The sequence below is a fragment of the Flavobacterium sp. JAS genome, from assembly GCF_020991455.1.
Taxonomy (GTDB): Bacteria; Bacteroidota; Bacteroidia; order Flavobacteriales; family Flavobacteriaceae; genus Flavobacterium.
The window spans coordinates 142,183-163,344 of sequence record NZ_JAJMOX010000009.1 but is presented as its reverse complement, the minus strand read 5'-3'; the positions used below and the strand labels follow the sequence as shown (position 1 = coordinate 163,344).

The following is a 21,162-nucleotide window of genomic DNA, read 5'->3' as shown; positions in this document are numbered from 1 at the left end:
AATTAAATAAGTTCAAACGAATTAATATAAATTCCAAAATTTTTCAGTTCAGGATTATTGTATCCGAAAAAATCAATATTATTTATTGATGCTGCTTCAAAATCATTCATAGAATCACCTATTAAACAAATCTCTTCATTTTTAAAAGTAGTCGTATTTAAAAAATCAGCAACTAACTTATTTTTAGGGGTTGGAGAACCATATATAAACTTAAAATTTTTATCAATTTCTAATCTAGAACAAAGAATTCTTAACTCATTCTGATCAGAACCTGATACAATACTCATTTCAATAGCATTACTATTCGACTCTATAAACTTCAAAGCATCTTTTATTAGATATTCCTTAGAGCCTAGACTATCCAGCATTATTTCTGAGAACAAATTAGCTAAATCTTGTACTTGCTCATTTGATATCGTAGATTTACAAATTTCTTCGTAAAAATATCTAAATTTAACATATCGAGACAATCCACCGTTTAAATTATGGAATTTAATCAACTCTTCAATTTGTGATTGAGGAAATTGTTCTAAAACTTTTCTAAAACCAAATTCTCTAACTTTATTAGATTCAACAATAACTCCGTCAAAATCCCAAAGGATTATTTTGTATTGATTAGGTTTAGTTTTCATTGGATAGTTTTTTCAAAACTTTTTCAACATCTTCTGGGTTGTCCACAGCAATTGAGTCATTAGAAAGTTCTATCATAAATATTTCATAATCCAATTCTAAAAATCTAATTATTTCAATATCCTCCTCTTTCTCCAGCGAAGTTTTATTAACTTGAGAGCTAAATTTTTCTAAAGCATCTTTCGGAAAAGCATAGACACAAACTTGTCTATTGCCTTTAATAAAATCACTATTTTTATTTCCAGGAATTGGGCTTCTAGACATATATAGTAATCTACCATCAGGTCGAAAAACTACTTTTGGAATTGAAGTGCTAAAAAAGTCTTCTTTATTGTTTATTGAGCAATATCCATTAATTATTTTCCCTTTATTATTCTTTAAACAATCAATGACCTTTAAAATATCAGCTGGATTAAATAATGGTTCATCTCCCTGCACATTAATATAATATTCAGCTGAAATAATCTTTGCCACCTCTGCCACTCTATCTGTACCTGTTAAACAAGAATCTGATGTCATTAACACATTCATTGAATTACTTAAACAATGATTATAGATTCTTTCATCATCAGTTGCAACAATAATTTTTTCATTTTGCACAACTTCAAGACATTTCTCATATGTTCGTAAAATCATACTCTTTCCATTCAAATCGATTAAAGGTTTTCCTGGCAATCTAGATGATTGATATCTTGCGGGTATAACTAATAAATAATCTTGCATAAGTAATTATATTAATAAGCCATAAACTGACTTGGCTTTTAAAGATTTGTATTTACTTGGTGTTAAAGAATAGAAATCAACTCCTTTAGCAATTCCATCTTGAAATAAACCTTCGTTCTCGATAAACAATTCTTGTTCTTTTTCCGCAATTTTATCTCCTGAATATCCATCATATCCGGTTATCAATATATTATCTACTCCAAGATTTAAAGCTGTTTGTATAGCTAAAGATGTATGCGAATAAACCTTTAAATTTGAAAAACTCACATTCTCCAGTTCATAAGTTCTACTTTCGACTGAAACAGGAACATAAGTACCCATCTCTCTAGGATATGGAGGTAACACACATAATCCTTTAAAATCTACATACTCAGAAAACACATCTTCAAGTCTATGTCCTTCATTTCCAACTAAACAAAAGATCTGTTCATTTTTCAAATTAATAAAAGGTTTTGCATTTTTTGAACTAGCATGAATAATCGTAATTTCCGGATTTGCTTCTAAATAAACAATTAGTGCTTTTATATGAGCTATAACAGATTCACCTCCACCAATTATTAATACTTCTTTTGAAGAGTTTTCATGTTTAAGTATATCAAATTTTAAGTTATCCTTGACTCCTTCCTTTTTATTATGTAAAGCTCTTATTATACTATTATACGAATAATATCTCTTGCTTACCCATTCCATAACTTCTTTTTGCGGTAATGAATTTGCACCTGAAACCATATAAGGAATATTTGTTCCCCATTCAAACTCTTTTTGAAGTAATTCAAATGCACCAGATATTTGACTTAAGGCATTAAAATCAACCTCTAATCCCTTGGTACTATTTAAAACCGTTAATAATAATTCCGTTTTTAAATTACCAGCTCCTCTACCCATACCCGTTATGGTAGCATCAATAATTTCAACTCCATTTTCAAGTGCTGTCAATGAATTTACTAATGCTAATTCTAAGTTATTATGACCATGAAAACCTAATGGCACATTTGTTTTTGATCGTACAATATCAATAGTATCTTTTACATCTTTAGGAAAAACTCCTCCAAAAGAATCTACCATATAAAAATAATCAGTAATTCCTTCAACGTATTTAATTGATTCTAAAAAATCTGATTCGTCTTTCCATGTTGACATATACATCACATTAAAACCAACTTCAAACCCCATTTTTTTTACTTCTTCAGCTAAAATTAATGCTCGCTTAAAATTTTTAGGATCAATTGCAAAACGTATCATACTAATAACACCAACGCAAGGTCTTAAAAGTTCATTTACTTCTTCTTTTTTGATGTTTTTTTCATCTAGAATAATTACTAGTTTTTTATTAGAAATACTCTTAATTCTATCAAGGACATATGGAGGACAATAATAATATTCCCCATAATAATCGTTTCCAGGACTACATCTATATCCAACTTCAAGATAATCAACGGGCAAATCATTTAAAGATTTGAAATATAGATCTGTTATTCTTTTATCAAAATTCCAATTTGTATAATAACCTCCGTCTCTTAAAGTACAGTCAAGTATTTTCATTTTGTATATTGTTTATGAAAAATTAAAAATTGAGAAATGTTCGTATTATCTTTTGTTCCTTATCATCTAGCCAACAGAAAATAATACCTAATAATAATATAATGGTAATAAAAATTCTTAGCAGCAAATTATGCCAATTAAAAATTTCAGTAAAATTGAGAAAATAATATAGGCATATGAGCACTATAAATGGAATCAATACTCTTTTCCACTCAAGTCGTAATGTATAATATTTTGAAGAAATAAAATAAATTAGACTTGTTGTAATAAAATATGTCAAAAAAGTAATATAAGCAGATCCCATATATCCAAAATAAGGTATCAACCAGTAGTTCATTGCAACATTGAAAACAATTCCAACTAAAGAAATTATAATATAGAAATGCACTTTTTTATGCAAATAAATTCCAAAATCAAGTATGTTTTGAAAACCATAAAATAATAAAGACAGCATGATTAGAGGAAATACTCTCGTATATCCAGTGTATTGATTATTCTTAAAAATTAACGACATTAAGTCTCCGCCAAATAACATAGCAAATGTTACTAATACAAAACCAGTTAATGCTAAATAAGAAAATATCTTTGATGTAAATTCTTGATTATTTTGACTTGAAGCTTGCTCCATACGAATAGGTGCCCAGATGAGGCTAAAAGGCAAAATTAAAATTACATTAATTACCGCAGCTATTCGACAGCCCAAAGAATATATTCCAACATCTGCCATTGGCAATAACTGTTTAATAATTAGACGATCTGCATAATCTAGTAAATAAAACAAAAGACCACTTATACTAAATTGTATTCCAAAAAATAATATTTTCTTATAGTATGAACGATTTATTCTAAGAGTTAAATTTGAAAAATTAATTATAAATAAAAAAACAAAACATAATCCCATACTGAAAAATGAGCCCCAAAGAGGTGCTAAAATTCCATAATTGTATACGGTAAGTAATGTATAAGTTGTAATAAAATTTAAGACTACTCCTGACAATGTCACACTCATAAATAAAACAGAACGTTTTTCATATCTCAATAATAGTGTCATTGTATTTAACAAAAATCCAAACGAAGCTCCAGAGAAAGCCAGGATTAGTGGTATTCTATAAACACTTGATTTGAAAAGTACAATAGATAAATATTCTCCAAATAAAAAAGATAATAGTACTAAAAGTACTGCTCCTCCCATTGTAATAAACAATGCCGTAGAAACAATTTCTTGTCTATAATTATCTGAATCTTCATCAAAGTAAAATCGGCCTAAAGCAGTTGAAGCTCCAAAATAAAAAATAGCACTCGCTAATGAGCTGGATAGCAAAATTATACTATAAACCCCAAACTCAGCTGGAGTATAGTAGACAGTCAGTATAGGTAATAATACAAATCCGAGTATATTCTGCAAAGAAGATGTTAAACCATAGACAAGTCCATGTCCAAGTACTTCTTTAATTTTTGATTTCATAGTCATCCTTACTAACTATAAGTTTCAAAAAAATCTTTAATACAATTTGTCACACTCAACAAATCATCTTTACTCATTCCCGGCCATAAAGGTAAACTTAAACTTGTATTAGCAATCTCTTCAGCGATGGGAAAATCTCCTTTTTTATATCCTAGATGTGCATAAGCTTTTTGTAAATGAGGAGGAATAGGATAATGAATCAATGTACCTATACCGTTGTCATTTAAATATTTTTGAAGTTTTTCCCTTTTTTCTAACCTAATAACATATAAATGAAAAACATGAGAAGAGTCTGGGTGAATCTTTGGAAGAATGATTTCATTAATTCCAACCAATTGCTCATTATATAATAAAGCTAATTCTTTTCTTTGATCTGTCCAGCTATTAATATAATTAAGTTTTAGTTTTAAGAATGCTGCCTGTAATTCATCAAGACGCATATTATGACCTATAACTTTATTTTCATACTTAATTTCGGACCCATAATTCCTATACATTTTAATTTTTTTTGCAATGGTGTCGCTATTTGTAGTAACAGCTCCTCCATCTCCTAAAGCACCCAAATTCTTTCCGGGATAAAAGCTAGTCCCATTTGCATCTCCCCATGAACCAGTCATTTTACCTTTAAAAGTTGCTCCATGCGCCTGAGCATTATCTTCAATAACAAATAAATTATTTTCTTTTGCAATTCTCATTATTTCATCCATCTCACAAGCTTGCCCATATAGATGAACTGGCATAATTGCTTTTGTTTTAGATGTAATAGCTTTTTCAATGTTTAATGGATTGATATTATATGTATCAATATTTGGCTCAACGAAAACCGGAATCGCTCCTACAAAAGAAGCTGCGAGAGCTGTTGCTATATAAGTATTTGAAGGCACAATTATTTCATCTCCTTCTCCAATTCCCAAAGCTATTAATGCCAAATGTAAAGCATCAAGTCCATTACTAACCCCTATTGTAAAATTAGTATCATTGAACTCTGAATACATCTCTTCAAATTCAGATAATTCCTTACCCATTATATACCAATTACTATCATATACTCTTTCAAAAGTATTTTGTATTTCTAATTTAATAGCATTATGCACTGGAGCAAAGTTTAAAAAAGGAACTTTCATATTTTTTCTAAATTATTATTTTTAACTATCCATTCATTTTTAAAATTATCAATAAATTTATCCCCTAGTGATTCCATTTTTGTACCATCATTATTCAACCACCCCATAATTCTTCCAGGACTTCCTATAACTAAAGCTCTATCAGGAACATTTTTTGTAACTAAAGTACCTGCACCAATCATAGAAAATTCTCCTAAAGTTACTCCGCCTAAGATTATTGATCCTGCTCCTATTGAAGCATTTTTCAAAATTTTTATTTTTTTAAATTCAATTGGATATTGCTTAGATCTCGGTCTTTCATCATTTGTGAAAGTAACATTTGGTCCTATAAAAACATTATCTTCTATTTCAATACCATCCCATAAATAAACTCCACTTTTAATAGTCACACTATCGCCTATTTTAACATCATTTTCAATAAACGTATGGCAATTAATATTACAATTATCCCCTATTATTGCACCTGATAATATTATCGAATATTGCCAAACAGAAGTATTTATCCCAATTTTTTCAGTTTGTACATCAGCTAAAACATGAATCATAAAGTAAGATTTAAATATTCATCATAGTCTCTAACATAATCAGCTTCATCATATTCATGAGAAGCTAAAACTAAACAAATAGATCCACTCGAAAAATTAATTTCAGATGCCCAAATACCCGCAGGAATATGCAGGCCTAAATCCGGCCTATTTAATAAAACCTGTCTTTTTGTAATTCCATCATCTAATAACACTTCAAAACTACCACTCGTTGCTACTAAAAATTGATGACATTCCTTATGTGCATGAGCACCTCTCGACTCTCCTCCAGGAATGTCATATAAATAAAAGATTCTTTTAATAGGGAAAGGAATCTCTATATTATTATTAACAGAAGTTATATGTCCATTTCTATCTCCAATTTGATTCAGATGCAAAAGATCACATTCAAATACACTACTCTTCCTGTTCATGGCATACTTTTTTAAAAACATTAAAATCTCTAATATAATCTTCTTTAAAAAAAGATTCACTTGAAACATGCAAAGCAAGTGCATTTGTAGAAAAATTTTCCATATGACGCCAAGTTTTTGCTGGTAAATATATCCCGTAGTAACTTCTATTTAAAGAATATTTTTCTAAAGTCCCATCTTCATTTGTTATTACTACATCAAAACTACCGCTTAAAGCAATAATAATTTCTTCCTGTCTAAAATAAGCATGACCTCCCCTAATTTCACCACCTGGAACATCATATGTCCAAAAGGTTCTCTTAATTGTAAAAGGAACTTGATTTGGATATTGCAAAAATGTTAGATTCCCTCTTGGATCTTGAATTTTAGGAAAATCTATAGTTTTTGGTTTCATAATAATTTACTTTTTTTTAATAATAATCCAATGTTAAACTAAGAATAACTTACCCATCAATAAACCCTCTATATTTTAACAAGTACAGTATTTAAGCATTATAGCTAAATAATTTTATTAATCTATTTTAATCATTATAGTTAATTTTTTCTTTAATTATTTTTCTAAATAGTAGTAGTATTGTATATAAAAAGCAGCCTAAAAAACCACCAATTAAAAAACCTTTTGTCTTACCAAAACTTTCTTTCGCTAATGGTAAAATTGGTCTATCAATTGCCTGAATTAAAGGTGTTTCTTTACGCAAAGTCACCTTTGCTAATTCAGATTGCTTGACAAGCTCCGTTAATATTGCAGTGTTAGCCTGAACATCAACTTGTCTTCTAGCAGATGGTGCTCTTCGAACATTTAGTGCTGGATTCAGGTTAAAAGTATTATCATTAGCAACAGCTACTCCATTTATTGCTGAATTTAATTCTCCTCTAACAGAATCTACTTGACGTTCCAAAATAGCCATATTTATTCTAGCTTTTCTACTTTTTGTCTCAACATAAAACTTACCAACTTGTCCTACCAAAGCTTCACAAAAATACTTTGCAAATAACTCATTTGTTGACGAAACGTCCATTGTAATTATCGATATTTTTTTATCTTTCTGACTAACCGACAAACCTGACTTATACAAATTACCATACATTTCTCCTAAAATACTATCTTGATCTCTTGTATAATTTGCACGATTAGCACCAGGTAAAAATTCAATTGAGGCAAATTTTGGTTTATCAGACCACTTTTTTCTCCATTTATTATCCTGAATGTACATTTCTGCGAGTGAAATTACTTTTCCATTTATATTCACTGGTGTCAATAATGTCTTTTCTACCATTGATCTTGATTTAAACAATTCCGTCAAATTAGAACCCGTAAAAATTCCACCTCCACTTCCTCCTAAATCTAATCCGAAAGTACTTGCTAAACCTAATGCTCCACCTAAACCTCCGCCTCCTTTTTCATCTTCTAAAGCAAATGTCAATGTAGCAGTATAAATCGGTTTTTTAACAAATGAGTACATTAATCCTAAGGTAGCTCCTATTATTCCAGCTAATAATATCAGTTTCCATTTAGAAAGCAAATATAAATACCATCCTTTTGCTTTTTGAATCAATTCTTTTAACGAAATTTCATCGTTTTCAAGTAGTTTGTTATCCATGAAATTTATTTATTTAAAAGCCGTAACAATTAATAAAGCTAAACTAGAAATGACACTTCCTATACCAACCCATTCTCCCGCAGTCATTTTTTTCTTTTCAGGTTTTTCCGGCACAACAATTTGAGAGTCTGGCGTCACTTTTGGATACGATCTAAAAAACAAAAAAGAACCCGTTACCGCTGCTTTTCCATTTGGATAAATAATATAAGCTTTTTTCTTCCATCCTTTATTATCAACACCTCCAACAGAATTTATATAATATTGAAACCCTTTTCCACTTCTATAAGGAATTTCAGAAGTCAATAATACATTTCCGGTCACCTTAACTCCCTCATTATAAACCGCCACCTCAATTTCATCACCTGGAAACAGAGTAACGTTTGAATAATGATTTTTGTCTTTTACAATTTTTTCCCAATTTACAGGAATTGTTGCAAATTTTAATTCATCTCTAAGTTTTTTAGATAATTTAGAAGTAAGTGTATCTTTTTGTTTTACATCTAATTCTTTCCCGTCTTCACCAATTTGCTTTTTCTCAAGATTAAGATTTATACTTTCTAATTGTTCAATCTGCTCCTCTTTGATTGGTCTTTTGATTTTCATACCGTCCAAATTTGCAATTGATGTCAATCCACCTGCTCTCATTACAACATTGTAAACGGTTTCTTTTTTATTAGCCAAAACATACTTACCTGGATAAGTTACAGCACCACTAACTTTGACCATTTCTGGTTTTTCGTAAACTGCCATTTTACGTATATTGATAACATCAAAAGGCTTTAATACAAAGTTTTTAATCTGTTCATTATTATCCGCAGTAATTTCAAGTTCAACTAATTCAATTCTCTTTGGATCGGCATCATCAATTACATCAGACTTTACCATTCTAGCAATTTCAACCCTTTTAGATGCTGAACCTGTCAAGCCACCAACCTGAACTACTAGGTCATTCAAAGTTAAATTCTCAAAATATTCATAATCCCCAGGATTTTTAACTTCTCCGTCAATTGTTACTTTATACTCTTCTCTAAAATCTAAAATAGAATAGACCGTAACAATATCTTCTCTTTTAAGCTCTATGTCAGCATTCAAATCTCCTGATAATGCTGCACTTAAATCCACATTTACAATCTCTGTTGTTAGATCCGTTTTTAAACGAATAATCCTTGCTCTTTTGCTATAAGCATCTTCTTTAAGACCTTCAGATCTCGTAATAAGATCTGAAATTCTCATTCCCTCATTATAAGAATAATAATCTGGCCTAAACACAGCACCTTCTATTTTTATACGATTTTCAAATCGATTTAAAATTTTAGTTACTTTAAAGACATCTCCCGATTGTGGCAAATAAATATTATATTCACTTTCATTTATATCATGAACCTTAAATTCTTTTCCTGTTTTTTGCAATACATTTACTGAGGCAGTATAAGCGAACTCATTAAAGCCAGATGCAAAATTTAAAAGATCTGCAAATTTTTCACCCTTTTTCATTTCAAAAATTCCAGGTCTCTTTACCTCTCCTTCAACTACCACTCTTTGAGTATAAGCGGGAATTCTAATAACATCATTATCCTTCAGGTTAACATTATCAGATTGATCTCCTTTAACTAAAAATTTATAAATATCTACATTCTTATAAACCCTGTTATTACGGATTAACTCTATATTCCTGTAACTTCCATTTTTACCAGGGCCCCCTGCTAAATGTAATGCATTGTAAACAGAAGCTAGAGAGGAAATAGAATAATTGCCTGGCTGTTTTCCTCCAACTATTGTTATTTTAATAGTTCTAATATCACTTAAACTAACACTAACCTGAGATTGTCCAGATCTAACAGTACTATAAACTCTTGCAATTGCTGCCCTAATTTTTTGTGAAGCCGCTTCAATTGACATTCCTGCTACAGTTATCTGTCCTACATTCTGAATTGTAATTTTACCTTCAAAATTTACAGGAACAGTATCGTCAAACTGCTGAACACCATATACGCTAACTTCCAATTTATCACCTGGTCCCAAAACATAATTTACCGGTGTTGCCATTTTCAAATCTGGCTCAAAATTCAAAGTTGGATTATCAAATAACTCGGATCCAAAAATCAAGGCGTTCAATGAATCCTTTATTTTTTCATTTTTAATTTTTTCTTGCTTTCTTCCAAACTCAGAATCCTTATCAACTATCTTTGATTTGCTGTCATTGGGTTTGTCCTTTGAACTATCTTTTGAGTTTTTCTTCTCAAATTCAACAAGCTTAATTTTTAACTTATTGAACTCCGTTTGAGTCATCCCTTTTGACAATGCCATTGACTCTACTTGATCAATTGTTGCATTATTACTCTTTAATTGAGCGCTAATTTTAGCCAAGTCGTCATTTGATAAATAATCAACTTGTACTGTGCTTAAATCTTTCGATTTCATGATATCTTGTGCATTTGCATTAAATGACACTAATAAAATAAAGAACAGAGTAAGAACGTATGTTATCTTTTTCATATTTATTATGAATATTGCTTTTGATAATAATCTTTATAAGAACCAGAAGTTACATTTTGCAACCATTCTTCATTATTAAGATACCAATTAATTGTTTTTTCTAAACCTTCTTCAAAAGTAACGGATGGTTTCCATCCTAATTCTTTATTAATTTTTGAGGCATCAATAGCATAACGCAAATCATGACCTGGTCTGTCTTTCACATAAGTAATCAATTCCTGTGAAGTCCCTTCTTTTCTGCTTAGTTTCTGATCCATAATTTGGCATAATAGTTTTACCAAATCTATATTTTTCCATTCATTAAAGCCGCCAATATTATAAGTCTCATGATTTTTACCTTCGTGAAAAACTAAATCTATTGCAATAGCATGATCTTCCACAAAGAGCCAATCACGTGTATAATTACCATCTCCATAAACCGGTAATGGTTTATTGTTAATAATATTATTTATAAAAAGTGGAATTAATTTTTCAGGAAAATGATATGACCCGTAATTATTAGAACAATTTGTCAAGACATAAGGCAAACCATACGTTTCGCCATAAGCTCTTACAAAATGATCTGAACTTGCTTTAGAAGCTGAATAAGGAGAGTTAGGATCGTAAGAAGTACTTTCTGTAAAAAGTCCTTCTGCTCCAAGTGAACCATAAACTTCATCCGTACTGATATGATAGAAACGTTTCCCTTCAAAATTAGCTTTCCATTGATTTTTTGCAGCATTTAATAAATTCATTGTTCCAATAACATTTGTTTTTACAAAAGCTAACGGATCTTCAATAGAGCGATCAACATGCGATTCTGCTGCTAAATGCAAAATACCGTCAAAATTATGAAGCGAAAAAAGCTCATTTATAAAAGTTTCATCTACGATATCTCCTTTTACAAATGTATAATTAGACTTATCTTCAATATCTTTAATATTCTCCAGATTTCCGGCATAAGTCAAGGCATCTAAATTGAATATTTGATATTCCGGATATTTATTGACAAAACGTCTCACCACGTGCGATCCAATAAAACCAGCACCACCGGTTACAAGAATTTTCTTCATTTTACTTTTCAATTAATTTAATAATTCTGAATTTCGTCTTTCTAATTCACCGTACAAATCTTTTACATCCTGTGAATTTTCTTTTTGCAAAATTAAATTTGCGGTATCTGTATAGACAAAAATAGTATTTCTCAATCCTAAAAATGCGGTATATTTTTCGGTACCAATAACCATATTTCCATCGTTATCAACAGCATGCCCTTTTAAAACTAAATAATCATAAACAGACTCAAACGAGCCTAAATCTGACCATGAGAACGCGGCAGGAACTACTTTGATTTTTTTACTACGCTCCATTACGGCATAGTCCACACTAATTGATGGAATTTCTAAAGATAGATCTAAATCTAAAAATCCCTCTTTACTAGCCTCCCAAACAGTTTTAGATTTTTCAAAAACATCTGGCTGAAATTGCTTTAATTCTTCCAATAAAACTCCTGCTTTAAAACAAAACATTCCACTATTCCACAAAAAATTACCTCTTGCAATGAAATTTTTAGCTGTTGTTTCATTTGGTTTTTCACGAAATGAAATTACTTTGTCGCCTTTTGATTCAATATAACCATATCCTGTCTCAGGCTTAGTTGGAATAATACCAAAAGTTACTATAAAACCTTCTTTTGCTTTTACAATAGCTTCACTTATGGCTTTATTATAATCCTCCATCTTTTCAATAATATGATCAGAAGGAGTTACAATTAAAATATCATCAGGATCAGACGCAAATGCAGCAAAAGCAATTGCGGCAGCGGTATTTCTAGGAGTTGCTTCAACAATATTAATATAAGCCCTTTTAGACTTATCCATTACTCTTGCACTAAGCGTATGATTATCAACATTTCCTACAACCATAACTTTATCAGCTAAATGTCTGTTGCGATCCACTGTCATTTCAAACAAAGACTTCCCTTCAAACATCTCCAAATATTGCTTTGGCTTACTCTTCCGTGATAATGGCCACAATCTGCTGCCAACACCACCGGTCAAAATTACATGTATGATTGAATTATTTGTTTCCATTTTTCTCTAAATAAAAAAAAGTCTTTTTTACTATAGCCTATTATCAGCTAAAGTACCTAAGACTCCTTTTACATCGTATAATAAACTATTTTCTTTTTGCAATTCCGAAAAATTCAATTCTAAAAATTCATTATGCGCTACACCAAGTACAATAGCATCAAATTTTTCTTTTGGTACAGAATTAATAGTTTCTAATTTGTATTCTTTTTTAACTTCTTCAATATTTGCAAGAGGATCAAATAAAGTTACAGCTATACCATACTCTTTTAATCCTCGAATTACATCTACAATTTTAGTATTTCTGACATCCGGGCAATTCTCTTTAAAGGTAATTCCAAGCATTAAAAGATTTGCTCCATTAACTGAAATTCCTTTTTTTATCATCAACTTCACTACTTGCGAAGCTACATATTCCCCCATACTATCATTTAAACGTCTTCCTGCCAAAATTATTTCAGGATGATATCCGAACTCTTGCGCTCGTTGTGCTAAATAATAAGGATCTACTCCAATACAATGTCCCCCAACCAATCCGGGTTTGAAGGGTAAAAAATTCCATTTTGTAGAAGCTGCTGTTAATACTTCTTGTGTATCAATATTCATCAAATTGAATATTTTAGCTAATTCATTTACAAAAGCAATATTTATGTCTCTTTGGGAGTTTTCGATAACCTTAGCTGCTTCTGCAACTTTAATAGTTGGAGCTAAATAAGTTCCTGCGGTAATTACAGATTTGTAAAGCGCATCGACTTTTAATCCTATTTCAGGGGTCGATCCCGAGGTTACTTTCAAAATTTTTTCTACTGTATGTTCTTTATCTCCAGGATTTATTCTCTCAGGTGAATAACCAGCAAAGAAATCTACATTAAATTTTAATCCGGAGATTTTTTCCAGAACCGGCACACATTGTTCTTCAGTTACTCCTGGATAAACAGTAGATTCATAAATTACAATATCTCCTTTTTTTAAAATTTTACCCACTGACTCACTCGATTTATAAAGAGGAGTCAAATCTGGACGATTATTTTTATCAACAGGAGTTGGAACAGTTATTATAAAATAATTACAATCTGCAATATCACTAAGCGAAGTTGTACAATATAATCCCACTTGAAGTTTAGGATTATCAACTAAAACTTTTTGTAAAGTTTCGTCATCAACTTCTAATGTTGTATCTGTACCTGATTTTAACGATGAAACCCTGTCTCCATTTATATCAAAACCAACAACTGCATATTTCGTAGCAAATAATCTGGCCAAAGGTAAACCAACATAACCTAGGCCAATAATGGCTATTTTTATGTTTTCATCCAATTTATACTCTTTTTTATTCACTTCAGTCATTACAATTCACGGCTTCGCCCCTCTGAGTCACAAAAACTTGACACAGACACTCAAAATTCATTTTCGGCAAATATAACACATTAAGTCAATTTATTCAATACGGTTTCCCATAATACTGAAAAAACGGACTATTAAAAAAAACCAAAAAGCACCAACAATCTATTAATCAGTATATAAAAAAAAACATTACAAAAAAAACAGAAAATAAAATCTCAAAATAAAGAAATTTCATCTTCTGTTTTACTTGACTATAGCTAAACTATAACTCAATTATTTGTATTTTATTTTAAGCACACAACCTAAAGACTCCAAAACTAATATATAATGAGTATTAGAAACCTCCCGAACTATCGCATCTTGATTACTAAAAGCACCTGTTTCTAATTTAATACGATCTCCAGGCTGAATTGAATTCACTGAAATATCACTTACATTTGAAGACATGAGGCTTTTTTTTATAATATTTATTTCTTCATTACGAACAATGGCAGGTTTTCCTAGCCAAAACAAATATCGCACTGCACCCGCTATCTGAAAAACAGAATTTCGATCAACATTTTCTAATTGCACAAACACATATGAGTTAAAAAGTGGCACTTCAACCTTCTTTTTTCTATCAGACCACTCTTTTACCTGAGTAATTAATGGACAGTAGCATTCTATCCCAATCTGATTAAGCTTTTCAGCAACTTTTTTCTCCCATTTAGGCTTTGTATACACTACATACCAATTCATCTTTTCTCTTTATATTGAAATAAAAATTTTAAACTCATCTCTCCCGTTTTTCATTTCCTATCAAATTTTACCTCAATAAATTTTCAATTACAAACCAATTCCTTTGTAAATAAACCCTATTGATTCCATTTCTTTTGAATTCAATATGTTTCTACCATCAAAAAGGAATGCAGGTTTATGCATTGAATCATAAATTTTTTGCCAATCATAAGTTGTAAACTCATCCCACTCTGTTAGAATTGCAATAGCATGAGCATCTCTACATGCATCATAAGCATTATCAAACGTTATAACTGTAGAATTATTCTGCTCGCTAGATCTTGTTTCCAAATAATTCAAATCATTCAACATTTTATTTCTTGAGACTTTTGGATCATAAACAGAAATTTTTGCCTGCTCATTAATCAAATCATCTGCTACATATATTGCTGCAGACTCTCGGGTATCATTTGTATCTTTTTTGAAAGCCCATCCTAAAAATGTTATTTTTTTATCAGCCACAGTATTATAAAGTGTCTGAACTATTTTATTTGAAAACCTTCTTTTCTGATAATCATTCATAATAATAACCTGCTCCCAATAATCAGCAACTTCTCTTAATCCATATGATTTTGCAATATAAACTAAGTTCAAGATGTCTTTTTGGAAACACGAACCACCAAAACCAACGGAAGCTTTTAGGAATTTAGATCCAATACGACTATCCATACCAATTGCTTTAGCAACCTCATTTACATCGGCACCAGTTTTCTCACATAATTCAGACATTGCATTTATAGACGAAATGCGTTGTGCTAAAAATGCATTAGCGGTAAGCTTAGACAATTCAGAAGACCAAACATTTGTTGTTAGAATTTTATCTTTACTAACCCAGTTTGCATAAACATCAACTAATGCGTTAATTGCCTCTTCGCCTTCTGGTGTAGAATCACCCCCAATTAAAATTCTATCCGGATTTAATAAATCTGCCACAGCGGTTCCTTCAGCCAAAAATTCAGGATTTGATAAAATCTGAAACTGAACACCGTTTCCTGTATTATCTAAAATGCTTTTTATTGCCTCGGCAGTTCTCACCGGAAGCGTTGATTTCTCAACAACAATTTTATTCCCCTTAGCTACTTTTGCAATTTGTCTGGCACAAAGCTCTATATACTTTAAATCAGCAGCCATCCCTTTTCCTTTTCCATAAGTTTTGGTTGGCGTATTAACTGAAATAAAAATCACCTGAGCTTCATCAATTGCTTTTTCAACTTCTGTCGAAAAGAAAAGATTTCGTCCCCTAGCCTCAGCTACTATTTCTGAAAGTCCCGGTTCGTAAATCGGAATATTATCTGTATTTGGATCATTCCAATCTTTAATTCTTTGTTCGTTCAAATCGACAACAGTCACTTGAATATTTGGGCATTTTTGAGCAATTACTGCCATTGTTGGCCCCCCAACATAACCTGCCCCAATACAACAAATTTTTGTAATTTTCATTTAATATACTATTATCTTAATCCTTTTTTATTTCAAATTATTCCAATACCAAGTCACTGCTTCTTTTAACCCGTCTTGCAGCGAATATTTTGGATTATATCCTAATACTGTTTTTGCTTTGTCAATACTAGCTAGTGAATGTGGAATATCTCCTGCACGATTTGCTCCATAAACAATCTTAACATCAGCAATTTTAGAATCAAACTCAGTTAAATACTCTTTTAAATATTCAACCAAATCATTTAATGTATTTCGATCACCAAAAGCGGTGTTATAAACTGTATTAACTGCATCGGGATTTTGACTTGTTATCGCCAATTCATTCATCTGAATTACATTATCTATATAAGTAAAATCACGAGAATAATTTCCATCACCATTAATTACAGGACTTTCATGTTTCATCAATTGCATCACAAATTTAGGAATCACTGCCGCATAAGCTCCATTGGGATCTTGTTTTCGTCCAAAAACGTTAAAATATCTCAAACCTATGGTTTCTAAACCGTAAGTTCTACTAAAAATTTCAGCGTATAATTCGTTTACGTATTTTGTAATTGCATATGGTGACAATGGTTTTCCGATAATATCTTCTACTTTTGGTAATCCTTCAGAATCTCCATAAGTTGAAGAACTTGCAGCATATACAAAACGCTTTATTTTAGCATCTCGAGAAGCAACTAACATATTTAAAAAACCCGACACATTTACATCATTTGTTGTAATTGGATCATTTATAGATCTTGGAACCGAACCTAAAGCTGCCTGATGCAAGACATAATCAACTCCTTCAACAGCTAAAACACAATCAGCAATATTTCGAATATCTCCTTCAATTAATTTAAAATTAGGATTCTCGATAAAATCTTTCAAATTATGACGATGACCTGTAGAAAAGTTATCCAGACAAATTACTTTGTTGCCTATTCCTAAGAAATACTCACATAAATTTGACCCAATAAAACCAGCTCCACCTGTAATTAAAATTGTATTTTGAGATAATGCATTCATCTAATTCAAATTATTTTATATTGAATTTATTTAAAATAGTCTTCCACCAACTTAATTTAACTACTTCATCATGATATCCGTTTGAATAAGCTCCATAGCCATAACCATACGATGAACCATATTTTGCTTTATTTTCATACCCATTCAAAACAATGCTAGCGTTATTAAGCTCTCCTCTCTTCACTCTGGTATTCAGTAACGATATCATCTCCTTTTTCGTATAATTCTGCCTAACTATGTAAAGTGTCACATCAGCATACTGAACTAATTCTAATGCATCTGACACAAGACCAACTGGTGGAGTATCCAAAATAACATAATCATACTTTTGTTTTAATTGATCTATCATTTCCTTCATAGCCTCACTCAAAATTAATTCAGAAGGATTTGGTGGGATTGGACCAGAGAGAATAACATCAAGATTTGGAATTTGTGTCTTATTAACGATTTCATCCAAACTATTTTGTTTAATCAAATAGTTCACAACACCCAATTGATTTGTTAAATTAAATTCCTCAGCCAACCTTGGCTTTCTTAAATCTAATCCAATAACAACTGTTTTCTTTTCACTTAGAGCAAAAACAGTAGCAATGTTTATTGAGCAAAATGTCTTTCCTTCTCCACTTATAGAAGAAGTTATCATCAACGTTTTTGAACCATTTACTTGTTGTCTTTTATATAAAAACTGCAATGATGAACGAATTCCTCTAAAGGCTTCAGAAAGTGCTGATTTTGGTTTATCAAAAACAGCAAGATTGACAGCATCTTTATTAACTCCAACAACTCCAATTAACGGTATATCAGTCAATTTACTAATATCATCTGTATTTTGAATCGAATTATTAATAAAAAACAAAACAAAAACAAATAGCAAGGGCACTAATATCCCTAAAAACAGTGCAAGTATATAATTGGCAGAAGTTTTAGGACCTATCAAGCCTCCTCCAATATCTTTTGCCGAATCAATAAAGTGAATATCAGATAAATTAGACGCTTTTACAATTTCTGCCTCATTTCGTTTCTTAAGAAATTCGGTATAAATATTATCATTTAAATCATACTTTCTTTGTATTTTTAACAATTCTTGTTGTTCTTCCGGGAGTCTTTTTACGGTACTTTCGGCTTCACCAATTTTAGCATTAACCAATGACAAATCATACACCAATGATGTTTTTGCTGTTGTAATATTTTCCAACAGAACATCTTTAATTGCACGCATTTGATTATCGAAATCCTTAAATATTTTATCACTTTTTACGGCGTAAGCCATCTCAGATCTTTGAGTAGAAAGCGCTATAAGTTTTGAAACATTTGCTACAACATTTGGATCTTCAATTCCTGCAACAGAAGGAGCCGGTAATCTTGAATAATCAACACTATTATTTAAATATGCTTTTAAAGAATTATAATATGCAATTTTTCTAGTAACCTGATCTCGTTCGACATCAAAATTCATGATTTTATCAGAAAATTTCGCGCCTCCACCCTCTATTTCATAGACATTTTTATCCTTTCTAAAAGTTTTTAATTCATTCCCTGTCTGTTTCAATTGCGACTCCATTGCAACTAACGTACTATCAATAAACCTAATTGTATTTGTAGCAAACTGGTTTTTACCATCTAATTGTATTTTGATGAGCATTCTTACAGTAGCATTCAAATATTCTACCATTCTGGCTTTATTTGCTCCTTGCATGCTTAGTGTTAACAATGAACCTCCGCCTTTATCACCCTCAACATTAATGCCTCTATATCGAGACACTGTTCCATCAAAATCATTAAATTTTACAAAATACTCTTTTCCTTTGTAAAAACCAGGAATATCATTTATCTGCAATTTCCAATTTAAAAACGGCAATAAAACTTGTTCTCCAACTTTATATCTTTTCACGAATATCGTAGGCTGAACCGAAGTATTACTATATGAATTAGCGGAATAGGTAATTAACGAAACAGAATTATTCTCAAAAGGGATTTGAATCTCATATTCATTTTCAGTAAGAAATTTAATTCCAATCAAAGTATTTACAAGCTGAGGTTTTGTCTTATCAATACTTACATAGAAAGGAACTGCTCCATAGGAATCAATTAAATTATATTTTCCCTGCTCGAGATAATCAATATAATACTGCAACTTATCTACAACTAATTCATTATGAGAACGCGATTGTAATATTGTAGAAATCCCATTTACCTGATCTGAGATTCCGCCCCAATTGAAAACTAAACTAGTATTGGATGTAAAAAACGGATTACTCTCTTCTTTAATAGAAATCATCGTCTGTATTTCGTAAATTTTCTCTTTACGAATATTTACCTGATATGCAATCGTAAAAGCAATTAACAAACTAACCAAAAACCATTTCCAATAGCTGGCGATTTTTAACAAAAACCCTTTAAAATCAAAACTTGAATGATTCTCAAAAATGGAAAAATCTTTTATATCTAACATCTTTTGAATTTAGTTTTAATTTTTGATAATCAAATAAACCGTTGTTGCCAGTGACAACAATGTAATAATAGTACCTATAGATTGTATACCTGTTTGACCAGTTCCCCAAGTTTTTTGTCTCAATGGCTTTACATAAATATAATCATTAGGCTGCAAATAATAATAAGGTGATTTCATAACATTGGCATCGGTAAGATCTATATTATTCATTTGAACCCCAGTTGGTGTTTGTCGAATTATGGTTACCGTTTTTCGATCTCCAACTGTAGTAATATCGCCTGCATTTGCAATTGCCTCCATAACATTAACATGTTCCTGAAACAATGTTTTTGTTCCGGTACTTCCCACCTCACCATTTATGGTGTATCTAAAACCTGCTAATTTTACTGTAACAAAAATATCTGCTTCGTTTTTAAAATATTCCTCAAGCAATTTTTTTTCAATTTTAATTCTGACTTCGTCAAGTGTATATCCAATAACATTTATCTCTCCTAAAACTGGCATTCTAATATTACCATGATCATCTACGGTAAATCCATCAAAATACAAAGCTGATTCAGATTTTCCGGTTGTCGAAGAAGCATTATCTGTTGTATTAAAAATCGAAACTAATTTAGGATCAATAGCTTTTATGCTAACACTCAAAACATCATTTACCTGCAATCTATAAGGCTTAGACTCTACTGCTGAAATAGTATTTTGTTCTCCTGAATTGTTTTTATCCTGCAAGTACACTAAATCTTTTATAGGAATACAAGATGTAAATAGCGTACTAATTAATAGAAATATAAAGAAACTGTTTTTAGTCATTACTTGGGGTTTTATCGCAAATATAGCTTTTCCTTTAATCTTCAGGAAATCTATACTTTATTTGGGGCTTATTTAATTGTTTTTGAAAGTTTTTTCGAACGGAACCCGGTGTAAAATACTCCGACCAAGTGTAATTTCGTCTGCATATTCTAATTCATCACCAACAGAAATACCTCTTGCTATTGTAGAAATTATAATTTCTGATTCGGCGATTTGTTTATAAATATAAAAATTCGTTGTATCACCTTCCATAGTTGAACTTAAGGCAAAAATAATCTCAACCACTTTTCCCGCTTTTACTTTTTCGACTAAACTCGAAATATTCAACTGACTTGGTCCAACTCCTTCAATTGGAGAAATTTTTCCACCAAGAACATGATAAATTCCTTTGTACTGGCCAGTATTTTCAATAGCCATAACATCTCGAATATCCTCAACAACACAAATCGTTTGATGATTTCTTGCCATATTTGCACAAATTTCACAAACTTTTGTATCTGAAATATTGTGACAACTTTCACAAAACTTAATATCTGCACGCATGTTCAATAATGCCTGCGATAAAAAGCTGGTTTGTTCTTTGGGTTGTTTTAATAAATGAAGAACCAATCGCAATGCCGTTCTCTTACCAATTCCTGGCAATTGCGACATTTCGTTGACTGCTTTTTCTATTAATTTTGATGAAAATTCCATGAAGACAAAAGTAATACTTTTAATGAT

At 31.0% G+C, this 21,162-nt stretch carries 19 protein-coding genes; all 19 read right to left on the bottom strand.

The features are described 5' to 3' along the window. Positions 1 to 2: 2 nt before the first annotated feature. Positions 3 to 632, bottom strand: a complete 630-nt coding sequence (locus tag LPB88_RS15035) for an HAD family hydrolase (protein WP_230716480.1) — start codon at positions 630 to 632, stop codon at positions 3 to 5. Continuing rightward, entirely contained in the window at positions 622 to 1,353 is a 732-nt protein-coding gene (locus LPB88_RS15030; protein WP_230716479.1) for a 3-deoxy-manno-octulosonate cytidylyltransferase, read from the bottom strand. Before LPB88_RS15030 ends, LPB88_RS15035 begins: the two co-directional genes overlap by 11 nt. A 6-nt stretch (positions 1,354 to 1,359) precedes the next feature. Further along, positions 1,360 to 2,895, bottom strand: coding sequence for an aldolase catalytic domain-containing protein (locus LPB88_RS15025; protein ID WP_230716478.1), 1,536 nt, complete (start codon positions 2,893 to 2,895; stop codon positions 1,360 to 1,362). 22 nt (positions 2,896 to 2,917) lie between these two features. Beyond that, a complete protein-coding gene (locus LPB88_RS15020) occupies positions 2,918 to 4,360 on the bottom strand; it encodes a lipopolysaccharide biosynthesis protein (RefSeq protein WP_230716477.1) in 1,443 nt (480 codons plus the stop codon). Positions 4,361 to 4,371: 11 nt separating this feature from the next. After that, positions 4,372 to 5,484 carry a DegT/DnrJ/EryC1/StrS aminotransferase family protein gene (locus LPB88_RS15015; protein ID WP_230716476.1) on the bottom strand — a complete coding sequence of 371 codons (1,113 nt, stop codon included), beginning with the start codon at positions 5,482 to 5,484 and terminating at the stop codon, positions 4,372 to 4,374. Next, positions 5,481 to 6,029, bottom strand: a complete 549-nt coding sequence (locus LPB88_RS15010; RefSeq protein WP_230716475.1) for an acyltransferase — start codon at positions 6,027 to 6,029, stop codon at positions 5,481 to 5,483. The genes LPB88_RS15015 and LPB88_RS15010 overlap by 4 nt, the downstream gene beginning before the upstream one ends. Then, complete coding sequence (locus LPB88_RS15005; protein ID WP_230716474.1) at positions 6,026 to 6,442, bottom strand: FdtA/QdtA family cupin domain-containing protein; 417 nt, start codon at positions 6,440 to 6,442, stop codon at positions 6,026 to 6,028. Before LPB88_RS15005 ends, LPB88_RS15010 begins: the two co-directional genes overlap by 4 nt. After that, positions 6,426 to 6,836, bottom strand: a complete 411-nt coding sequence (locus LPB88_RS15000) for an FdtA/QdtA family cupin domain-containing protein (protein ID WP_230716473.1) — start codon at positions 6,834 to 6,836, stop codon at positions 6,426 to 6,428. Before LPB88_RS15000 ends, LPB88_RS15005 begins: the two co-directional genes overlap by 17 nt. Positions 6,837 to 6,963: 127 nt before the next feature. Continuing rightward, complete coding sequence (locus tag LPB88_RS14995) at positions 6,964 to 8,043, bottom strand: Wzz/FepE/Etk N-terminal domain-containing protein (RefSeq protein ID WP_230716472.1); 1,080 nt, start codon at positions 8,041 to 8,043, stop codon at positions 6,964 to 6,966. A 9-nt stretch (positions 8,044 to 8,052) separates the two neighbouring features. Continuing rightward, positions 8,053 to 10,539, bottom strand: a complete 2,487-nt coding sequence (locus LPB88_RS14990) for an SLBB domain-containing protein (protein ID WP_230716471.1) — start codon at positions 10,537 to 10,539, stop codon at positions 8,053 to 8,055. A gap of 5 nt (positions 10,540 to 10,544) precedes the next feature. After that, positions 10,545 to 11,591 (bottom strand): dTDP-glucose 4,6-dehydratase, encoded by a 1,047-nt coding sequence (rfbB, locus tag LPB88_RS14985; RefSeq protein WP_230716470.1) that lies wholly within the window; start codon positions 11,589 to 11,591, stop codon positions 10,545 to 10,547. A 12-nt stretch (positions 11,592 to 11,603) separates the two neighbouring features. After that, positions 11,604 to 12,611, bottom strand: coding sequence for a mannose-1-phosphate guanylyltransferase (locus LPB88_RS14980; protein WP_230716469.1), 1,008 nt, complete (start codon positions 12,609 to 12,611; stop codon positions 11,604 to 11,606). A 30-nt stretch (positions 12,612 to 12,641) separates the two neighbouring features. Continuing rightward, a complete protein-coding gene (locus tag LPB88_RS14975) occupies positions 12,642 to 13,955 on the bottom strand; it encodes a nucleotide sugar dehydrogenase (RefSeq protein ID WP_230716468.1) in 1,314 nt (437 codons plus the stop codon). 270 nt (positions 13,956 to 14,225) lie between these two features. After that, on the bottom strand, positions 14,226 to 14,690 hold the full coding sequence (locus LPB88_RS14970; RefSeq protein ID WP_230716467.1) for a UpxY family transcription antiterminator: 465 nt from the start codon (positions 14,688 to 14,690) through the stop codon (positions 14,226 to 14,228). A gap of 87 nt (positions 14,691 to 14,777) precedes the next feature. Beyond that, positions 14,778 to 16,169, bottom strand: coding sequence for a UDP-glucose 6-dehydrogenase (locus LPB88_RS14965; RefSeq protein ID WP_230716466.1), 1,392 nt, complete (start codon positions 16,167 to 16,169; stop codon positions 14,778 to 14,780). A 27-nt stretch (positions 16,170 to 16,196) separates the two neighbouring features. Then, positions 16,197 to 17,180: an SDR family oxidoreductase gene (locus LPB88_RS14960; RefSeq protein WP_230716465.1), complete on the bottom strand. Its 984-nt coding sequence runs from the start codon at positions 17,178 to 17,180 to the stop codon at positions 16,197 to 16,199. Positions 17,181 to 17,190: 10 nt separating this feature from the next. Then, the gene (locus LPB88_RS14955) at positions 17,191 to 19,632 is read right to left on the bottom strand and encodes a polysaccharide biosynthesis tyrosine autokinase (RefSeq protein WP_230716464.1); all 2,442 of its coding nucleotides are present in this window, start codon (positions 19,630 to 19,632) and stop codon (positions 17,191 to 17,193) included. Between the two features lie 15 nt (positions 19,633 to 19,647). Further along, complete coding sequence (locus LPB88_RS14950) at positions 19,648 to 20,442, bottom strand: polysaccharide biosynthesis/export family protein (RefSeq protein ID WP_230716463.1); 795 nt, start codon at positions 20,440 to 20,442, stop codon at positions 19,648 to 19,650. A 72-nt stretch (positions 20,443 to 20,514) separates the two neighbouring features. After that, a complete protein-coding gene (recR, locus tag LPB88_RS14945) occupies positions 20,515 to 21,135 on the bottom strand; it encodes a recombination mediator RecR (RefSeq protein WP_230716462.1) in 621 nt (206 codons plus the stop codon). Positions 21,136 to 21,162: the final 27 nt, after the last annotated feature.

Bases quoted from the DNA above. Each gene is read 5' to 3' on its own strand.
- LPB88_RS15035 (WP_230716480.1), bottom strand. From the start codon at position 632: ATGAAAACTAAACCTAATCAATACAAAATAATCCTTTGGGATTTTGAC.
- LPB88_RS15030 (WP_230716479.1), bottom strand. From the start codon at position 1,353: ATGCAAGATTATTTATTAGTTATACCCGCAAGATATCAATCATCTAGA.
- LPB88_RS15025 (WP_230716478.1), bottom strand. From the start codon at position 2,895: ATGAAAATACTTGACTGTACTTTAAGAGACGGAGGTTATTATACAAAT.
- LPB88_RS15020 (WP_230716477.1), bottom strand. From the start codon at position 4,360: ATGAAATCAAAAATTAAAGAAGTACTTGGACATGGACTTGTCTATGGT.
- LPB88_RS15015 (WP_230716476.1), bottom strand. From the start codon at position 5,484: ATGAAAGTTCCTTTTTTAAACTTTGCTCCAGTGCATAATGCTATTAAA.
- LPB88_RS15010 (WP_230716475.1), bottom strand. From the start codon at position 6,029: ATGATTCATGTTTTAGCTGATGTACAAACTGAAAAAATTGGGATAAAT.
- LPB88_RS15005 (WP_230716474.1), bottom strand. From the start codon at position 6,442: ATGAACAGGAAGAGTAGTGTATTTGAATGTGATCTTTTGCATCTGAAT.
- LPB88_RS15000 (WP_230716473.1), bottom strand. From the start codon at position 6,836: ATGAAACCAAAAACTATAGATTTTCCTAAAATTCAAGATCCAAGAGGG.
- LPB88_RS14995 (WP_230716472.1), bottom strand. From the start codon at position 8,043: ATGGATAACAAACTACTTGAAAACGATGAAATTTCGTTAAAAGAATTG.
- LPB88_RS14990 (WP_230716471.1), bottom strand. From the start codon at position 10,539: ATGAAAAAGATAACATACGTTCTTACTCTGTTCTTTATTTTATTAGTG.
- rfbB (WP_230716470.1), bottom strand. From the start codon at position 11,591: ATGAAGAAAATTCTTGTAACCGGTGGTGCTGGTTTTATTGGATCGCAC.
- LPB88_RS14980 (WP_230716469.1), bottom strand. From the start codon at position 12,611: ATGGAAACAAATAATTCAATCATACATGTAATTTTGACCGGTGGTGTT.
- LPB88_RS14975 (WP_230716468.1), bottom strand. From the start codon at position 13,955: ATGACTGAAGTGAATAAAAAAGAGTATAAATTGGATGAAAACATAAAA.
- LPB88_RS14970 (WP_230716467.1), bottom strand. From the start codon at position 14,690: ATGAATTGGTATGTAGTGTATACAAAGCCTAAATGGGAGAAAAAAGTT.
- LPB88_RS14965 (WP_230716466.1), bottom strand. From the start codon at position 16,169: ATGAAAATTACAAAAATTTGTTGTATTGGGGCAGGTTATGTTGGGGGG.
- LPB88_RS14960 (WP_230716465.1), bottom strand. From the start codon at position 17,180: ATGAATGCATTATCTCAAAATACAATTTTAATTACAGGTGGAGCTGGT.
- LPB88_RS14955 (WP_230716464.1), bottom strand. From the start codon at position 19,632: ATGTTAGATATAAAAGATTTTTCCATTTTTGAGAATCATTCAAGTTTT.
- LPB88_RS14950 (WP_230716463.1), bottom strand. From the start codon at position 20,442: ATGACTAAAAACAGTTTCTTTATATTTCTATTAATTAGTACGCTATTT.
- recR (WP_230716462.1), bottom strand. From the start codon at position 21,135: ATGGAATTTTCATCAAAATTAATAGAAAAAGCAGTCAACGAAATGTCG.